Origin of the sequence: Paenibacillus sp. MER TA 81-3, from assembly GCF_023713585.1 — a bacterium.
In the GTDB taxonomy this organism is placed as follows: Bacteria; Bacillota; Bacilli; order Paenibacillales; family Paenibacillaceae; genus Paenibacillus_B; species Paenibacillus_B profundus.
In genome coordinates this window covers 210071-225593 of record NZ_JAMAWB010000001.1, presented here as the reverse complement: position 1 = coordinate 225593, position 15523 = coordinate 210071, and the positions used below count along the sequence as shown (strand labels likewise).

General features: G+C 48.9%; 18 protein-coding genes. 5 read left to right on the top strand and 13 right to left on the bottom strand.

What is annotated here, in order from left to right:
- Positions 1 to 45: 45 nt before the first annotated feature.
- On the bottom strand, positions 46 to 1107 hold the full coding sequence (locus M3650_RS00960; protein ID WP_251571649.1) for a YlbL family protein: 1062 nt from the start codon (positions 1105 to 1107) through the stop codon (positions 46 to 48).
- Positions 1108 to 1291: 184 nt separating this feature from the next.
- On the opposite strand from M3650_RS00960, the gene M3650_RS00955 reads away from it, so the two are divergent.
- Positions 1292 to 2560, top strand: coding sequence for a nucleoside recognition domain-containing protein (locus M3650_RS00955; protein WP_251571647.1), 1269 nt, complete (start codon positions 1292 to 1294; stop codon positions 2558 to 2560).
- A gap of 34 nt (positions 2561 to 2594) precedes the next feature.
- On the opposite strand, the gene coaD is transcribed toward M3650_RS00955, so the two are convergent.
- The 3 genes from coaD to M3650_RS00940 all read right to left on the bottom strand — a co-directional run bounded on the left by coaD (position 2595) and on the right by M3650_RS00940 (position 4518).
- Positions 2595 to 3110, bottom strand: coding sequence for a pantetheine-phosphate adenylyltransferase (gene coaD / locus M3650_RS00950; protein WP_233695416.1), 516 nt, complete (start codon positions 3108 to 3110; stop codon positions 2595 to 2597).
- A 42-nt stretch (positions 3111 to 3152) separates the two neighbouring features.
- Positions 3153 to 3773, bottom strand: coding sequence for a 16S rRNA (guanine(966)-N(2))-methyltransferase RsmD (gene rsmD / locus M3650_RS00945; RefSeq protein WP_483311716.1), 621 nt, complete (start codon positions 3771 to 3773; stop codon positions 3153 to 3155).
- A 157-nt stretch (positions 3774 to 3930) separates the two neighbouring features.
- The gene (locus tag M3650_RS00940; RefSeq protein WP_233695414.1) at positions 3931 to 4518 is read right to left on the bottom strand and encodes an NAD(P)H-dependent oxidoreductase; all 588 of its coding nucleotides are present in this window, start codon (positions 4516 to 4518) and stop codon (positions 3931 to 3933) included.
- A 427-nt stretch (positions 4519 to 4945) separates the two neighbouring features.
- Between M3650_RS00940 and M3650_RS00935 the strand changes: the two genes are divergently transcribed.
- Positions 4946 to 5338 carry a MaoC/PaaZ C-terminal domain-containing protein gene (locus tag M3650_RS00935; RefSeq protein ID WP_251571642.1) on the top strand — a complete coding sequence of 131 codons (393 nt, stop codon included), beginning with the start codon at positions 4946 to 4948 and terminating at the stop codon, positions 5336 to 5338.
- A 144-nt stretch (positions 5339 to 5482) separates the two neighbouring features.
- Here the strand turns inward: M3650_RS00935 and M3650_RS00930 are convergent, their stop codons facing one another.
- The 3 genes from M3650_RS00930 to M3650_RS00920 all read right to left on the bottom strand — a co-directional run bounded on the left by M3650_RS00930 (position 5483) and on the right by M3650_RS00920 (position 7658).
- Positions 5483 to 5647 (bottom strand): hypothetical protein, encoded by a 165-nt coding sequence (locus M3650_RS00930; protein ID WP_251571640.1) that lies wholly within the window; start codon positions 5645 to 5647, stop codon positions 5483 to 5485.
- A 125-nt stretch (positions 5648 to 5772) separates the two neighbouring features.
- Positions 5773 to 7032, bottom strand: a complete 1260-nt coding sequence (locus tag M3650_RS00925; protein ID WP_251571638.1) for a cation:proton antiporter — start codon at positions 7030 to 7032, stop codon at positions 5773 to 5775.
- Positions 7033 to 7163: 131 nt separating this feature from the next.
- Positions 7164 to 7658, bottom strand: coding sequence for a cation:proton antiporter regulatory subunit (locus M3650_RS00920; RefSeq protein ID WP_019424920.1), 495 nt, complete (start codon positions 7656 to 7658; stop codon positions 7164 to 7166).
- A 362-nt stretch (positions 7659 to 8020) separates the two neighbouring features.
- Between M3650_RS00920 and M3650_RS00915 the strand changes: the two genes are divergently transcribed.
- Entirely contained in the window at positions 8021 to 8248 is a 228-nt protein-coding gene (locus M3650_RS00915) for a hypothetical protein (protein ID WP_251571637.1), read from the top strand.
- Between the two features lie 192 nt (positions 8249 to 8440).
- Here M3650_RS00915 and M3650_RS00910 read toward each other — a convergent pair whose 3' ends face one another.
- Both M3650_RS00910 and M3650_RS00905 read right to left on the bottom strand, forming a co-directional pair.
- Positions 8441 to 8683 (bottom strand): hypothetical protein, encoded by a 243-nt coding sequence (locus tag M3650_RS00910; protein WP_019424918.1) that lies wholly within the window; start codon positions 8681 to 8683, stop codon positions 8441 to 8443.
- 85 nt (positions 8684 to 8768) lie between these two features.
- Entirely contained in the window at positions 8769 to 9614 is an 846-nt protein-coding gene (locus M3650_RS00905; RefSeq protein WP_251571635.1) for a GNAT family N-acetyltransferase, read from the bottom strand.
- Positions 9615 to 9737: 123 nt separating this feature from the next.
- On the opposite strand from M3650_RS00905, the gene M3650_RS00900 reads away from it, so the two are divergent.
- The gene (locus M3650_RS00900; RefSeq protein ID WP_251571633.1) at positions 9738 to 9950 is read left to right on the top strand and encodes a DUF2905 domain-containing protein; all 213 of its coding nucleotides are present in this window, start codon (positions 9738 to 9740) and stop codon (positions 9948 to 9950) included.
- A 98-nt stretch (positions 9951 to 10048) separates the two neighbouring features.
- On the opposite strand, the gene M3650_RS00895 is transcribed toward M3650_RS00900, so the two are convergent.
- Complete coding sequence (locus M3650_RS00895; protein ID WP_251571631.1) at positions 10049 to 10849, bottom strand: GAF domain-containing protein; 801 nt, start codon at positions 10847 to 10849, stop codon at positions 10049 to 10051.
- A gap of 640 nt (positions 10850 to 11489) precedes the next feature.
- Positions 11490 to 12140 carry a YitT family protein gene (locus M3650_RS00890; RefSeq protein ID WP_233695408.1) on the bottom strand — a complete coding sequence of 217 codons (651 nt, stop codon included), beginning with the start codon at positions 12138 to 12140 and terminating at the stop codon, positions 11490 to 11492.
- A 714-nt stretch (positions 12141 to 12854) separates the two neighbouring features.
- On the opposite strand from M3650_RS00890, the gene hmpA reads away from it, so the two are divergent.
- Positions 12855 to 14075: an NO-inducible flavohemoprotein gene (hmpA, locus tag M3650_RS00885; protein WP_251571630.1), complete on the top strand. Its 1221-nt coding sequence runs from the start codon at positions 12855 to 12857 to the stop codon at positions 14073 to 14075.
- Between the two features lie 101 nt (positions 14076 to 14176).
- Here hmpA and M3650_RS00880 read toward each other — a convergent pair whose 3' ends face one another.
- Together M3650_RS00880 and M3650_RS00875 are read right to left on the bottom strand one after the other, a co-directional pair.
- A complete protein-coding gene (locus tag M3650_RS00880) occupies positions 14177 to 15229 on the bottom strand; it encodes an alkaline phosphatase (protein ID WP_251571628.1) in 1053 nt (350 codons plus the stop codon).
- Positions 15213 to 15512: a hypothetical protein gene (locus M3650_RS00875; protein ID WP_251571626.1), complete on the bottom strand. Its 300-nt coding sequence runs from the start codon at positions 15510 to 15512 to the stop codon at positions 15213 to 15215. The genes M3650_RS00880 and M3650_RS00875 overlap by 17 nt, the downstream gene beginning before the upstream one ends.
- Positions 15513 to 15523: the final 11 nt, after the last annotated feature.

Sequence of the window (15523 nt, the reverse complement as noted above, 5' to 3'; positions counted from 1 at the left end):
TCGGTCATTTACTATTTGATTTCGACTTTGTTTTTGACTACTCCGTCACTTCACTGGTCCGAGTTGTTCGATGGCTTGAAGCGCATCTTGCAGCGTCCGGACAGGAACGAGCTTCATCTTCGTGTTCATCTTCTTCAGCTTCGCCTGCGCTTCCTCGTAGTTGCCTTCCGGCACCAAGAACAGCTCGGCTCGTTCCCGATCGGCCGCTACAACCTTATGGCGCACCCCACCGATAGGGCCGACATTGCCTTCCAGATCGATTGTTCCGGTTCCTGCAATGCGGTGGCCTTGGGTCAGATCGCCCGGCGACAGCCGGTTGATCAGTTCCAGCGTGAACATAAGTCCTGCAGAAGGACCTCCTATATCGCTTTCTTTAAATGTTACGGTTTTATTGCGGTCAGTTGGAACCGCATCCTTTTTTTTCCCGTAATAAAGACCAAGTCCGACTCGCTTCTTGCTTGGGTCATTGCCATCCTGGATTTCAACCAGCGTAGCATTTACGAGTTTGGTTTCTTTGCCGCGCTGTACCTTGACCTGCAATGTTTCCCCTGCCTTACGTCCCTGCAGCGCCTGCAGCAAATCAGCAAATTCATCGACCTTCAGCCCGCCCACTTCCAAAATGCGGTCGTTCGTCTGCAATTCATTGTGGGCAAGCTTCGGATCATTGGAGACGACATAGACGCCTTGCGACTCCAATTTGTACGGTATGCTTAAGTGATTATAGGCTGCCAGCACCGCGCCAAGCTGGGAATTGCTCATATTGAACATCTGCTCGGTCACATACTCCTGCTCGGTGCGCCCGCGAAGAGACTCCTCTTTTTTACCGAACTCGGCATTCGGATCGAACGCCTTCCACACTAACATAGCAATATTGGCATACGTCCGGCGCACGGTCGTCAACATGAACGTCCCTGCCTCGGCCTCGTCTCCTGCCTTTACGCTAACCATCGGCTTCACTTCTTCGGCGCTGCCCGGCGTAAATACGACATAAGGCGTTGGCATATATACCATGACATACACGAATAGGAGTCCGGCAAAGAACCACTTCCAGCCATGCAAACGGGGCCGTTGCGGCTTGTTGCCATGCTGCATCGTCTCTTCTCGCATCACTTCAACCTCCCTTGCTGCTTTCACCGTTACTCCATTCAAGCGACACGGCTTTGTACAAATCTGGTCTAATGCCCGTCCTTATGGCGTAAACATGATGAAGAAATCTAATTTCCTATCTTTTTGTGCATCCGTTCTTCTTAAGTCTTGACGTAACCCGATTTCCTGAAGAGAGGTGAACATCATGTTCTCATTCCGCTCGTCCGTTACCCAACACCCGCTGTTTACGCTTGTCATGGGAGGCACAGCTGTTCTGCTCGTGCTCTGTATCGTTTCTTATCCCGATCAAGCATTTCAAGCCTCTCTGCAAGGCCTAAAAGTATGGTGGAATATTATATTTCCTGCACTGCTTCCATTTCTGGTATTATCCGAAATTCTCATCGCCTATGGATTCGTCCACGGGCTGGGTGTTCTCCTAGACCCGTTAATGCGTGTATTGTTCCGGCTTCCAGGTGTCGGCGGCTGGGCGTGGTCTGTCGGCTGGACCGCAGGTTATCCTGCCGGTGCGGAAGCCGTCATCCGGCTGCGCAAGCAACAAGCCCTCACTCGTCGTGAAGCAGAAAGACTGCTAGGATTATCTCATGCGAGCAGCCCGATCTTTATGATTGCTGTCGTCGGTGTTGGCTTCGTGCAGCAGGCGGAAGTGGGTCTCATTATTGCGATCGTGCATTGGGCGTCCGCTATCCTTGCCATGTTTATATTGCGGTCAACCGACGCTTTTCATCCCGAACCGAAGTCGGTTAGCGTTAGCGAACTCCGTCGCTCCACACGGCTGCCCTTCTATCGTCGCATGCTCGATGCAATGGAGCTTGCGCACCGCCAGGATGGACGGCCCTTCGGCAAGCTGCTCGGTGACGCCGTCACCTCCGCCGTGCAGACGCTCATGATGATTGGCGGATATATGATGATTTTTTCCGTCATTATCCGTGTGCTGCGCATCGCAATTCCGCAGGAGCTCGGCAGCTTCATGCTGAATGGTCTGTTGGAGGTGAATTTGGGCGCCTATACGTTCGGCTCGGCTGCATTTCAATCGACGTTATTCCAGACAGCACTACTGGGTGCCGTCATCGCATGGAGCGGCGTAAGCGCTCATATGCAAGTCCACAGCCTAATGAAGGGTAGTGACTTGCGTTACATGCGCTTCCTCGCTTCTCGTATTGTTCATGCAGTTGCCGCCTATCTGCTGACTTATGTATTATGGTGGCCTTTGCAAGCCTTGTTCCATGATTCGGATTCAGCGTTATCGGCGTTTGAGACCTTGCCAGACTTGTCCAATGCCGCGTCGAGTTCAAGCGCTGTGCCCGCATCATCTCTTATACATGAGAAGTTAACGTCTTTAGCCGCTTATACAGGCTGGTCACAATCACTCGTGCTCATTCCTGGGCTTGGCTTGCTGCTGCTCTGCTTCATCGCGGTCTCACGCATGCTGCGGTGGATTAGTAACCGTCGATAAGATCCGCGCCATCCTCATAGTCGTATTCAACCTCTTATACAAAATCTTTATACTTTAATCGCATCGCTGCTTCTACTTCTGAAGTTACCATTTCACTTACATTTCCGCTAAAGCGCGCGATCTCCTTGACCATGCTGGAGCTTAAATACGAAAATTTCGGGTTCGTCATCATAAATATCGTTTCCACCCGAGGATTCAACTTCTGGTTCGTGGACGCCATCTGCAGTTCATATTCGAAATCGGTCACAGAACGGATGCCGCGCACGATAACATGCCCCTGCTTGTCTTCCATATAGTTAACGAGCAAATCGCGAAAGCTGTCGATCTCTACATTCGGCATGTCGCGTGTTACCTGACGCAGCAGCTCTTTCCGCTCCTCTACGCTAAATAGCGGATTTTTGCTTAAGTTGTTCAATACAGCGACGATAAGCTTGTCGAACTGCTTCGACGCACGCTGAATAATATCTATATGCCCGAGCGTTACCGGATCGAAGCTTCCCGGATATACCGCAATTCGCGGTTGATGTGCGTACTCTATCATGTCTGTCATATGCTCACCTGCTCCTCCCTATAGCTACTTGTTGGTTGTTCCCTAATTTGGCAGAACCGCTTGCGATGCATCGACCGGAGCATCGTCCGATACTTTGTACATCGTCAGTGCGATTTCTCCATAATCCGCCAGCTTCCACACATATAGAGGACCGACTGACGAAGGATACTGATGTCTGGCATCATGTTCCACCACAATCGTTGCATCGCGCGCGATAAGGCCGCCATTCCACATGCTCATAAGCAATTCGTCAGCATCCTTTAATCGATAGGGCGGATCTAGAAAAATCAATTGAAACTGGATGCCACGCTTCGTTAATGCTTTGATTGCGCGCCGCGCATCGTTGCGATACACTTCACACTGTTCCTTCATGCCCGCAACCTCCACATTATGCTGCACGACTTCAACCGCTCGCGGATCTTTATCGACAAAGATCGCCATTTCCGCTCCACGGCTAACGGCTTCAATACCCAATCCGCCTGTACCAGCAAATAAATCCAACGCATGTCCCCCGTCAAAATACGGGCCGATCATACTGAACAACGCCTCTTTTACTTTATCAGTAGTCGGACGCGTTCCCATGCCCGGCACCGGCTTCAACGAACGGCCTCTTGCCGTTCCTGATATTACTCTCAATGACTTCACCCGTTCTTTGCTGTGCATTTCACTTTATTTACATGATGTGTGGTCATGTTTTCGACGTTTATCGTATCACATTTCCCCTCTTTTTGAAAAAGGAAAAGCATTTGCATATGGCTGCTTCCCAAATAAAAAACTCTTTCTGCACCGTTCCAGAAAGAGTTCCAAGCAAGGTATTTCCCTATGCGTGCAATTGCTTCAGCAATTGCTGCACTTCACTCAGCATGCTTTTGCGCGCAGCATCGTCTACCGTCGTGACGGATGCGGGAAATGAATGCGCCAATACCTTCATGCCGACAAATTCAAAAATACCGTAATCTGACGTCTTTTTCATCGCCTCATACATGCCGTTCTGGCGGTAATTTTCCTCTGAATTTCCATGCGTCGAAATGAGCAGCGCCGCTTTCCCGTTCAGCAGCTGTTCGATATTTCCTTGTTCCCCGTATTTATACGCAAACCCATAGCTGAACACCCGATCGATATATCCCTTCAATATTGCCGGCAGTCCGGCCCACCATACTGGATAGATGACGACGATATGCTCCGCCCACGTAATATGCTGCTGTTCCTCTGCAATATCGGCCGGCAGCCGGTTTTGTTGAAATGCAACAAAGTCATCCCCAGACAGAACCGGGTTGAATTTCAATTGATATAAATCCCGGACTCGCACTTCATGGCCTTGATGGGCAAGCTCGGATTGCACAGTCTCGAGAATAGCATGGTTGAAGCTGTTCGGGTTCGGATGGGCGTATAAGATAAGATGGTTCATGATCAGTCTCCTTCTTCATTCAATTGGAATACGGCAAGCATGCCGCAAACAAAGTTAGGATGTCAATCCCGGGGAGGTTTTATTGAAGCAAACATAAAAATAAACCAACTTAACGAAAAAGCATGTATATTTTTCGCCAGACGGGCAATCATTAAAGTATCGACATCATTGTATGTCGTAGACAACCGCGGAGAAGACTTACGTTTCCCCATAAGCTCTTCGTCCGGTTTCTCCTCTCCCATGAGGGCGTCCCGAAAGGGGCGCCCAATTTATTTTTGTAAAACCCCTTGTAAATCAAAATGCATCACTTCTTGCTAAACACAAAAATCATAATGTTGGGACCAATAGAAGATATCAATCAGCATTCATTTCCCTAAATTTTTATGGTAAGGTAAAAAATGAATATTAGATTGATAAGGGAGATAAAATGAACATTAGAGCTGGTGATGTCTTTACTTGGGAAAGAACCTTTACGGAGGAAGAAACATTACAATTCGCGCATCTTTCAGGTGACCAAGGAAAGCATCATGTAGAGCGTGATGAAAAGGGGCGTTTAATGGTTCACGGTTTATTTACTGCAAGTATTGGAACTAAAATTGGTGGGGATTTAAATTACATCGCAAGAGAAATGGTTAGTGAATTTGTAAGACCTGTCTTTACCGGAGATACGATTACCTGTGAGATAACTCTCACAAGCGTTGAACAAATGGAAGGAATTAAAAAGGTAGCTCTGAGGTCAGTTTATCGTAATCAACATGGCAAAGAAGTGCTGATAGGAACGAGTCACGGAATAATACGAGACGAATTGAAAATTAAGTAGTTATCAACAGGTATCGACTCCCGATAACCCTCAACTTGGCTGCAAATCACTATCCACACTTGTTGTTAATGAGACCTTCAACGTTTCCTCACGTTAATATGCAGCAGTTGCGTAACTGATACATGGCCACTTGACCTGCGTACCTTAACGTTTCCGTCCAATCCGCCCAACTGTCTTCCCGTTCTCATCGACAATAAGGACGTATAAACGCTTGAATGTTCCTTTGAGCTCGAACAATTGCTGGATCGCTTCTTCTTTCGTCATCGGGCCCAGAATCCGTCTATTTTTGTAACAGACATAGTACTTCATTTCTCTTTCCTTGCCTGTTCATATCGTTATCATTTCACTCCATTATTTCACATGGCGGCCCGCATAGAAATGAAATACAAAAAAAGCCCCGGATTGCTCCGGAGCTTTTGAATTTCATATGTGCTTTAATTGTCTATTTCCGTTTCGTTCCCTTTCTCTTGCTGCTTGCCTTGCTTCTTCTTCCGCGAGACGACTGAATTTCCCCATTGTACACTTTTATGGCAAAAATTGTAGATCGTCTTTGACTCTTTAGTCATTAGCGGACCTAAAATTGCGAGAATGAGGACGTACATCACCGCAAAGGATTGCACGACCGGCAACAATCCTCCCGCCTTGCCGATGTTCGCCATAATAATCGAGAATTCACCGCGTGAAGCAAGTGTAAACCCAATATTGGCAGATGCCCGCGTGGACATTCCTGCCGCACGACCAGCCAACATACCGGAAATAATATTGCCGATAATCGTCAGAATAGCGGCAACGACAGCCATTCCGATCGCCCCGCCTAAGGACAAAGGATCGATGGTCAAACCGAAGCTGAAGAAAAACATGGCGCCGAAGAAATCACGGAAGTTCATCACATGATGCTCAATCCGTTTCACATGTGTGGACTCTGCCAGAACGAGCCCGACCAATAGCGCCCCGATCGCTTCCGCCACGTGCAGCGTTTCCGAAAAGCCTGCAATAAGAAATAAAGAGGCCAGCACAAGAAGCAAGAACAATTCGGAAGACTTGCCATTCAATACTTTGTCGATAGCAGGCACGATTTTCCGGCCCAAAATAATAAATAATAAAATAAAAGTGAGCGCGGACAAAGAAGTCAACAGCACACCCGTGAACGAGGCAGCACCACTCAATACGAGTCCGGACAAGATGGACATATGAATCGCGATGAACAAATCATCAAACATAATCATGCCCATAATGATTTCGGTTTCCGGATTGGCAGTCCGCTTTAAATCAACCAGTACTTTGGCGACAATGGCCGTGGAAGAGCTGGTCATGATACCGCAAATGACGAGCGTTTCGGGAAGGGGCAAGCCCATGAGCCAGCCAAGCAGAAGCCCTGACACGAAGTTGATGGCAACATAAGAGATGCCGCCCACGACGATGGACTTGCCTGACTTGATGAGACGCCCGACCGAGAATTCCAGACCTAAGTAAAAGAGCAGAAAGAGTACGCCCATCCGGCCCATAAAATCAATAAAGACGGAGCTCTCAATGAAGCGGAAGTCAAAAATCCAAAAGTGAGGGGCATGCGGCCCCACAGCCATTCCGACGAGAATATAAAATGGGATAACCGAAAAACGGAGCTTGGTTGCGATGACACCAACAAGTCCGATTAACGCGATCGCAAGACCTACTTCAAATATTATCGTATCCATGTTTCCCCCTATTTCGAAGATTTAGACGCGAGTACTCTCGAGACGTTCGCCCCGAACCTTGTTACACGATAGGGAAAACTAAACCATGCAGCATGGCAGCTGCCTTACTAGCTCCCGAATGCTGTCCGTATTTATTCGTTTCCGCTCAGCAGCAATTGCTTGAGCAGCTTAAGATTCTGCCTTTCCCCGGCTACGACAAGCGTGGAATAGGCAGAAAACGTATAATCCGGCCCAGGATTAATCTGTTTTGCCTGCTCTTTTTCAATGACGGCGATAATGGTAGCCCCGGTTGTTTCGCGGACTTTCATCTCCCCGATCGTTTTACCGACACATTTGGCATGGGATTCGATCTTGTACCATTCAATAATTAAATCGTCCAATGCCACTTCAACGGTTTCCAACGCCTTCGGCTTATAGGTCATTCCGCCGATGATTCCAGCAATCTGTCTGGCCTCGTCATCCTCGAGCGACACCATCGACACGCTTTCTTCCGAATCATGACGATCAAAATGATATATTTCCCTGCGTCCGTCATCATGGATAATAACGACAAACATATCACCGTTACGGGATTCAATCTGGTATTTACGGCCGATTCCAGGCAGATCAGACTCACGTATATTCAATGCAATTACCTCCAACATGTCGTGATTTGCACAATGAGCTATTGTGAAATAAATAACTTTAATAATATAAAGCTTAAATGCTAAAACGCACGAAAATACTCGCATAGTAGAAATGAACAGGATCAATGACCCCAACGAAGCCCTCGCTTGTGTCGAATCGGAACATAAGTCCCGCAAGTGCGGCTATGAAGAGACGATCGAATAAATTAACGGAAACAAATCACGTACGTCGAGGTGAATTTGATGGGCATAAGAAATAAGCGCTTCATTAAGACTGAAAAACGGGTGTGAAAATGCAATAGTGGGAAGGATACCTTTTTTATAAAAAACATGGAGAAGATAACGAACATCAACGCCATTTTATGGATCAAAAGATGTTTCAAGGCGGTAGTGCACCGGACAGTAGCCGTGTATCGGTGTTCGCTGAAATTTTTGACCAACTTCGAGGATCCGTTCATGAATGCGCGGTCTTCTTCCGCGACAAAAGGGGTGAAAGCGGAAAACAACAGCAGGAGTATAATAAACAAAAAGCTAATATGGCTTCGCCTACTCTGAATCAAATGGGTTGTTGCCATACGCGCACCTCCTGAAGTCATGTAGATTCCGATAAATCGTAAGTTTTCCTATATGATATAGGTTATCATGTCCGACCGCACAGATCAAGGCAGATAAGCACACAGGATAGGCTGGTCCCCTACCGCTTTGCATTGAACATGGCATGACTGCGACAAAAAAGCCGCTGAATCACCAGCGGCCGAATCGCTTTATTACATTCGTTACCATCAATAAGGTTCCGCAAGGCAGTATTCTTCTTCCATATGCCGAATCCACTCTTCCAGTTCTTCTGACTGCTCAAACTTCCTTACCATGATGGAAGGGCCATTCGGCACGTCTCTTTGTAAAAGAATGGAACCACCTTGGGAGATGCGTTGTCTGGCGCTTGAATAAATGGAGTCGACAAGCTTCCAATCGCCTTGTTGATAAGCGCCACCAATTTGTGTGAGATTGATAGTGAAATGACTCATTTTCTACCCCTCCCTTAGATTGGTATGCCTTTCTTCCCATAGTATAACCCAAAACCCTACATTTCGTAACCGCATTTGTAGCGGATCAGAAGCGGAACCATAACAATTTATACCGAAATGCAAGGGACAGGCCAGCCCGTTCCGCGGTCCGCTGCGAGGCTGTATTTTCCTCCATGCAATCCCACCAAGGTTGAATGCCGTGCCTGCGGTACCTTTGCAGCAGCAGCTGAACCAGGCCACTGGATAAACCTTGACGACGATGCGGCTCCAACGTCTCCACTCCGATATTGTGATAGTCGCCATACTGGACCGTGCTGACTGCAATGCTTGCAATTTCTTGACGTTCTGTCAATGCTGCGTACCCGTATCCCTTGACCAAATATTGTTCCATCGTGCCCCAAAACGGCAACATATATTGGATCAAAAAGTCTGAATTCCCTATCTTTCCCACTGTCACGGAAGTAATGAATTCATGATTCATTTCTACGACATGGTAATGTGGCGGAATCGCAACCTTCTTTGTTCCCAGCGTCTCGCCCGCTATCAGCGGCTGATCCTTGTACACGAATTGCCAGTCCTGTTGAAGCTCTATGTTCCTCAGCGCTTGTTGAATCGACACATAGAACTCTTCTCTATCTGCGGACAGCTCAATCCAATGTATATCCTGCTTTTTAAGAAAAGGCATAATTTCATTTTCGATAAATGAGTCGAATGATCGGGCAATAAAGCCGGCTTCATCCCTTCCCGTCATATAAAAGCTGCCTAGTCCATAAGACCATACGAAAGCCAACTTCGGCTCCTCCGTGTCATCCACCCATACTTCGCCTGGATGATCGCCTGCCAGAATGCCGGCAAACATAACGTCGCTATCCGGATGCACCATCCGCTCTGCCAAGGACCGATCCCGTACTTGCAGGTGCTGCAGCTGCATATATTCACTTCCTTTTCCACGCTAAAATTTCGACGCTCGTCTGCGCCGCAAAAGTCCCGAAAGGGTATAATAGAGTTACAACTACGCATAAACCAATACGTTTCGGAGAGAGGTGCGTTGCATATGCCATCCATTCCTAAAATATTGATCGGATTAGGCATCGTGCTCATCGTTATCGGTGTGCTCTGGGCAGTTGTAAGCCGCTGGATTCCTCTCGGGAAGCTGCCTGGCGATATTATTGTCAAAAAGGAAAACTCGACCTTCTATTTTCCAATCGTCACGTGCATCATTGTTAGCCTCGTCGCATCTTTGTTGCTGTCTTTGTTCCGGAAATAACAGCAAATAAGGTCATTCCTCCGGCATAACCCTGGAATGATCTTATTTTATGGGCCGGCTGGCTCCGCGCTCTGCAAACAGCCTCTTCACAGCGCCCGCTAGGCCAAGTCTGCCGATGCTGGCCCCCCTCTGTCTTCTCCGAACCTTCCCAGAGCAGCCTGCCGCTCCGTCATAATCCCTGTAAAAACAGCGGCATACAGCTCGCCGATGACGGCGCTCGACTCATTGAACGCCTCCAATCCGTCTATCGTCAGTGCCCCGAAAGCGCCAAGCGGAATGCAAATTAAGGCGCGGTATGGACTTTTGGACTCGGGATTGCGCTCCCAATCTTCATCCTTCAGCACATCCGCGCTTTGCACAGTCATCTGCTTGCGGAAGGAACGTCCGACAACCGAACGATCGATATGCAGCTGCCGCGTATCGACGTAGTGCTTCGGAAATCCGGCGGAAGCCAAATGAAGCGTCACAAAAGGCTCCTCATACACCCAAATGCCGCAGCGGTGATGACCGCCGGGCGAACATTTCATGTCCACTGCCAGCATATCGAGCATGCGCTGCAATAAGAAAGCCGATTCATGAAGCACGGTATACGGATCGTCCAACGCACGCAGCCCATTTAGCGTCTCTACGAACGGCTTGATGTTCCTAAGCGCCGATAAGGTCTGCTGCGAAGCGTGCTCGGTCTTAAGGCCGACCGTTTGCAATTCATCCACCCTCACCTGTAAGCTCTGCAGCCGATCCTCGCGGTGAAGCACTTCGTGAACGACCTCAGTGAACTTTTTATTGATATATAACGTTTTTATAAAATATAACACCAAGCCTGCCGCAATGACGACTGCGAACAGCTGATACGACCACGACGGCAGCTTATCAAGCATCGCTTTCATCAGAGATTCCATATTGCGCCCCCTCCTTCACTTGTCCTTGGAACAAGCTTATGACAGATATATGGCGAACATTCATTCTGCTTCTTTTTTATTTTAACTTCTGTCATTGTCCGATTCCGTTCGTGCAGGGAGTCATCGGTACTCACGCAGACGGACTCAATTTCCTAATCCGAGACAACGAATACAACATTATGTCGGCCCACGACTTTCCCGTTGCTTACAACCAGTTAGATCATTGGGCGTGCTATCCTTCATTTAAGGAAAAGGTAAACCGACGCATACTTCGTTTTTTCAAGAAAATGGAATGAAGTCAACGGATTTTATTGCTGCGCTTGGGCGGAACTTATGAGGAAGCGCTTGAACTCCAGGCCGAATTGCCGCTATTGTGAAAAATCAATTTCATCTTCTCCTCGTCAATCATACTTCTAACTACGGCGTCTTAGAATGCCACTGGCCGCTTGAACACATCTGTGCCATTGAAGCACCTCTTGATGGAGAAGCGAACACTGATCTGTGGAATTATATATTCGCGGGAGTCCAGCATATCAGCTTCCCGTAATGCGAGGTATAGACTGACAAATTACAAAGAACCGTCCGATTCCCTTCCTGCAGGAAGTAATCGGACGGTTCTTCTAATGAACTTGAATTCAAGTTATCCATGTTGGTGTCGGACCGCAGGCCGCACAGGCACAGAGCGACGACGAGTCGTTCCAGCATGTACTGTCCATGTAATGATCTGTCCCGCAATGCTGACCGCCAAAATCGTATACAACATATCAGCAAGCGGCAAGTAGAACAAGGACACCAGCAATACCGCTATATCAAATAGAATAAACACCGTGCCAACGCTTAAGCTCGTCACGCGGCTCAAGAACAGCGCCAAAATATCGTCGCCGCCAGTTGCGCCTCCGTGGCGCAAGACGATCCCTGCGCCCAGACCGGTTAACACACCGGACACAACCGCTGCCAGCACCATGTTATCGCCAAAATTCATAACCCAAGGCGAATAGCGTTCGCACAGCTCGTACGTCAACGAGAATACGCCAGTAGCAATCGCCGTATTCATAATGAAGGTCCGCCCTTTAAAAAACCAGGCGGCGATACAAACCGGAATATCAAGCAGCAGCACGGTCAGCGCCGGAGACCAATCAAATGCGTACTTTCCAAGCAGCGCCAAACCGACAAATCCGCCCTCAGCCAAATGATTTTGAAAATTAATGTGATAATAACTGAAAGCCAACAGTATCGAGCCAAACAGCATCCAACTAATTTGACGTAATTGTTCGTTTCTCCTCATCTTCATTCCCTCTCGTCGTCCGTAAAGTAGTCCTTCGACCGACGGCGAGAAAACGAGATGAGGAATTCATCCTTCGCAGCATCATTTTTCACGCTTCCTTCGCGGTCAGTCTTACCGTCAGGTGACTAGTTAACTATCGGCGAGAGGAAGCTAGATGTAAGAAAGATCATAACGTTTCCAGACTGTCCTTTGGGGAAGCATCCTTCGGGGACACATTGGTATCCTGATCCTTTCTTTTGTAATTTTTTGAATTCCTGTGTGCAGTTTGCACTTCTTGTTTGTATTATACCATAATGTATATTCCGGCTGAACCGGGCATATTCTTCATATTTCGCCCCCGTTCATGTTCTGCCGCCGTAAATGTGAATCCTATCGATTCTGCACCACGTTTCTGCATGACCCTCTTTGCTTTTCGTTGAAATACTCCCTCATTGATGTCATATGTGCCGATCGCAGATTCGGAATGCCTACATGGTGTATGTACCCAATCTGCCTATATTTGAATCATTGTGCAAGCAGAAATAGAAGCCTTTCCTCCGTCGTACACAGTCGTCCCTCCGTTCGTTCACATATGTCTCATATTCACTGTGACTGCGATCACATTGTGATGTATATCACACTCGTACAATGAAGGTGTACTTCACGTTTATGAATATGAATAAGCAAAAGTATAGAAGAAAAAGAGATGTCGGCTGTGACACAAAAGAGAGGATGAGTATTATGTTGCGTCCACGTACGATTGATTTGGTCAAAGCGACGGTGCCCGTCTTGGCAGAGCGAGGGCCCGAAATTACGAAGCGCTTCTATGAATTAATGTTCGAGCGGCATCCCGAGCTCTTGAACATATTCAACCATGCCAACCAGCGTCAAGGTCGCCAATCGCAAGCGCTGGCGAATGCCGTCTATGCTGCGGCGGCGAACATTGACCGGCTGGAGACCATTATTCCCGTCGTGAAGCAAATCGGGCACAAGCATCGCGCCCTCAACATTCGGCCGGAGCATTACCCCATCGTCGGCGAGCATCTGTTGATGGCTATTAAAGACGTGCTGGGCGATGCCGCTACCGACGACATCATTCAAGCATGGGCGGAAGCATACGGCGTCATTGCGGACGCGTTCATTGCGGTCGAGCAGGAGATGTATCAAGCGGCAGCGGAGCAAGAAGGCGGTTGGGAAGGCTTCCGCAGCTTCATCGTCGACCGCAAAGTGAAGGAATCAGATGTCATCACTTCCTTCTACTTGAAGCCTGCTGATGGCGGAGTTCTGTCTGCTTATTTGCCGGGCCAATACTTGACAGTTCGCGTGAAGCCGGCAGGGCAGGACAACCTTCACCTGCGTCATTACAGCTTGTCCCATGCATCGGGCCAAGACACATACCGCATTAGCGTCAAGCGCGAAGACGGATTGGACAGCGGCACGGCCGGCGTCGTATCCTGCTATCTGCACGATGCCATGCAGGAAGGCGATACGCTGGAAGCTACCGCGCCAGCCGGCGAATTCACGCTGCGGACAGGAACATCGTCGCCGGTCGTGCTGCTCAGCGGCGGCGTGGGGCTCACGCCAATGATGAGCATGCTGCACACGCTGGCGAAGCACGAGCCAGAGCGGGACGTCTATTTCGTGCATGCAGCGCACAATCGCCGCATGCACGCGCTGCGCGAAGAAGTCCGCGCCGTGACGGAGGCGAACAGCCACATCCGCAGCTTCGTCTGCTACGAGCGCTCTGAGGCGGGCGATACATGCGACCGCCAAGGGCTTATCGACGCGGAGTGGCTCGCTGCGACGGTGCCGGCCGATGTCTGGCAGCAGGCAGATGTATACTTCTGCGGGCCTGTCCCGTTCATGAAGGCCATCTACCGGGCCTTGAAAGGACTAGATGTATCAGCGGACCGCATTCACTACGAGTTTTTTGGGCCGGCGGGCGCCTTGGAAGAAGCTTAGCATCACCTTGGCAACTTCACTTTTCCATTAATATAGAGGCTCGACTCAAATAAAAAAGCGAGGGAGCAGCAAAGCTCTCTCGCTTTTTTTACATGTCATCTTCACTTCTTATGACCGTCATTGCCGAAATCGATGTTCAACACTTGAGCAACCAGATGCGGCAATTCCGTATTGTTATGCAATCCCCGGAACAAATCCGAGCCCGGACCAAATGCATACATCTGAACATCCACGCCGGTGTGCAAATAGGTAATCCAACCTACCAGGGCACGTTCGCTGATGACGCTATTAATGGCCTGCATCGCTTCTTTGTCGCTCTTGATTTTGGCTTCTTCCGCAGCAGTCACATCAATGTTTGCATACGTTTTGAGCACTTCTTTGACATTGCTTCTATCAGCATTCAGCTTGCCTGCCATAAAGAGCCCGGATGCTTTTACCTGATGCAACACCTCAAGCTTAGCGCCGATTGAACCATACCCGCCGACCGACATTCCGCCCGTGTCGTGGTCGCCGACGATGACGATTAGAGTATTGCCATCCTTTTTGGCGAAGTCGAGCGCCAGCGCGACCGATTCTTCAAACGCTTGCGTGTCCTTCATAGCCCACGCGGCATCATTATAGTGACCAGCCGAATCGATCTGGCTCCCCTCCACCAGCAGGAAAAAGCCGTCCTTGTCTTTGCGGAGCGTGTTGATGGCTTTGGCAGTCATTTCCTTCAAGCTTGGTTCATTCGTATGTCTCCGGTCGAGCTCAGGCGCCATGTCTCTGCCGGAGAACAAGCCGAGAATTTTGCCACCGTTTGCGGATTGCAGTTGATCGCGGTCCTCCACGATGGTATAACCGCTTCGCTTGGCTTCTTCCAGAAGATTGCGTTCCTTTTGCTTGCCTCCCATCGACTCGGGAAGAAAGAAGTCCTTGCCTCCCCCTAAAAGAACATCTGCTTTTCCCAATTGCTGCAGTGCAATATCGCTTTCTTCGTCGCGGGAGAAAATATGCGAAGAGAAAGCGGCTGGAGTTGCATCGGTAATGCTCGCTGTCGCTACCAGCCCGGTTGCCTTTCCTTGTTCATGCGCCGCTTCGAGAATCGTCTTGTGTCGTATCCCGTCCGGAGTAGTCCCAATCATTCCATTGTTAGTCTTATGCCCCGTAGACATAGCGGTTGCCGCAGCGGCGGAATCGGTTAACGCGGAATCGGCGGAGTATGTCTTTAACCATACCTACAAGCAAGGAGTCCATCACGGACGGTTGACCTTTGAACAAGCGATAGTTGGTGGCAAAAGCAGTGGAAAAGCCATCGGGAATCATAAAGATAACGTTTTTCGCCTTTCCAGAGGAGGCGGCAACTGCCGCCTCTACTGGTTGATTGGCCTGAAAGCTCAGTAAACTAAAGCATGCAAGCATTGTTCCCAATACGACAGCGGTAAGCTTCCTGCTCATGATTCATTTCC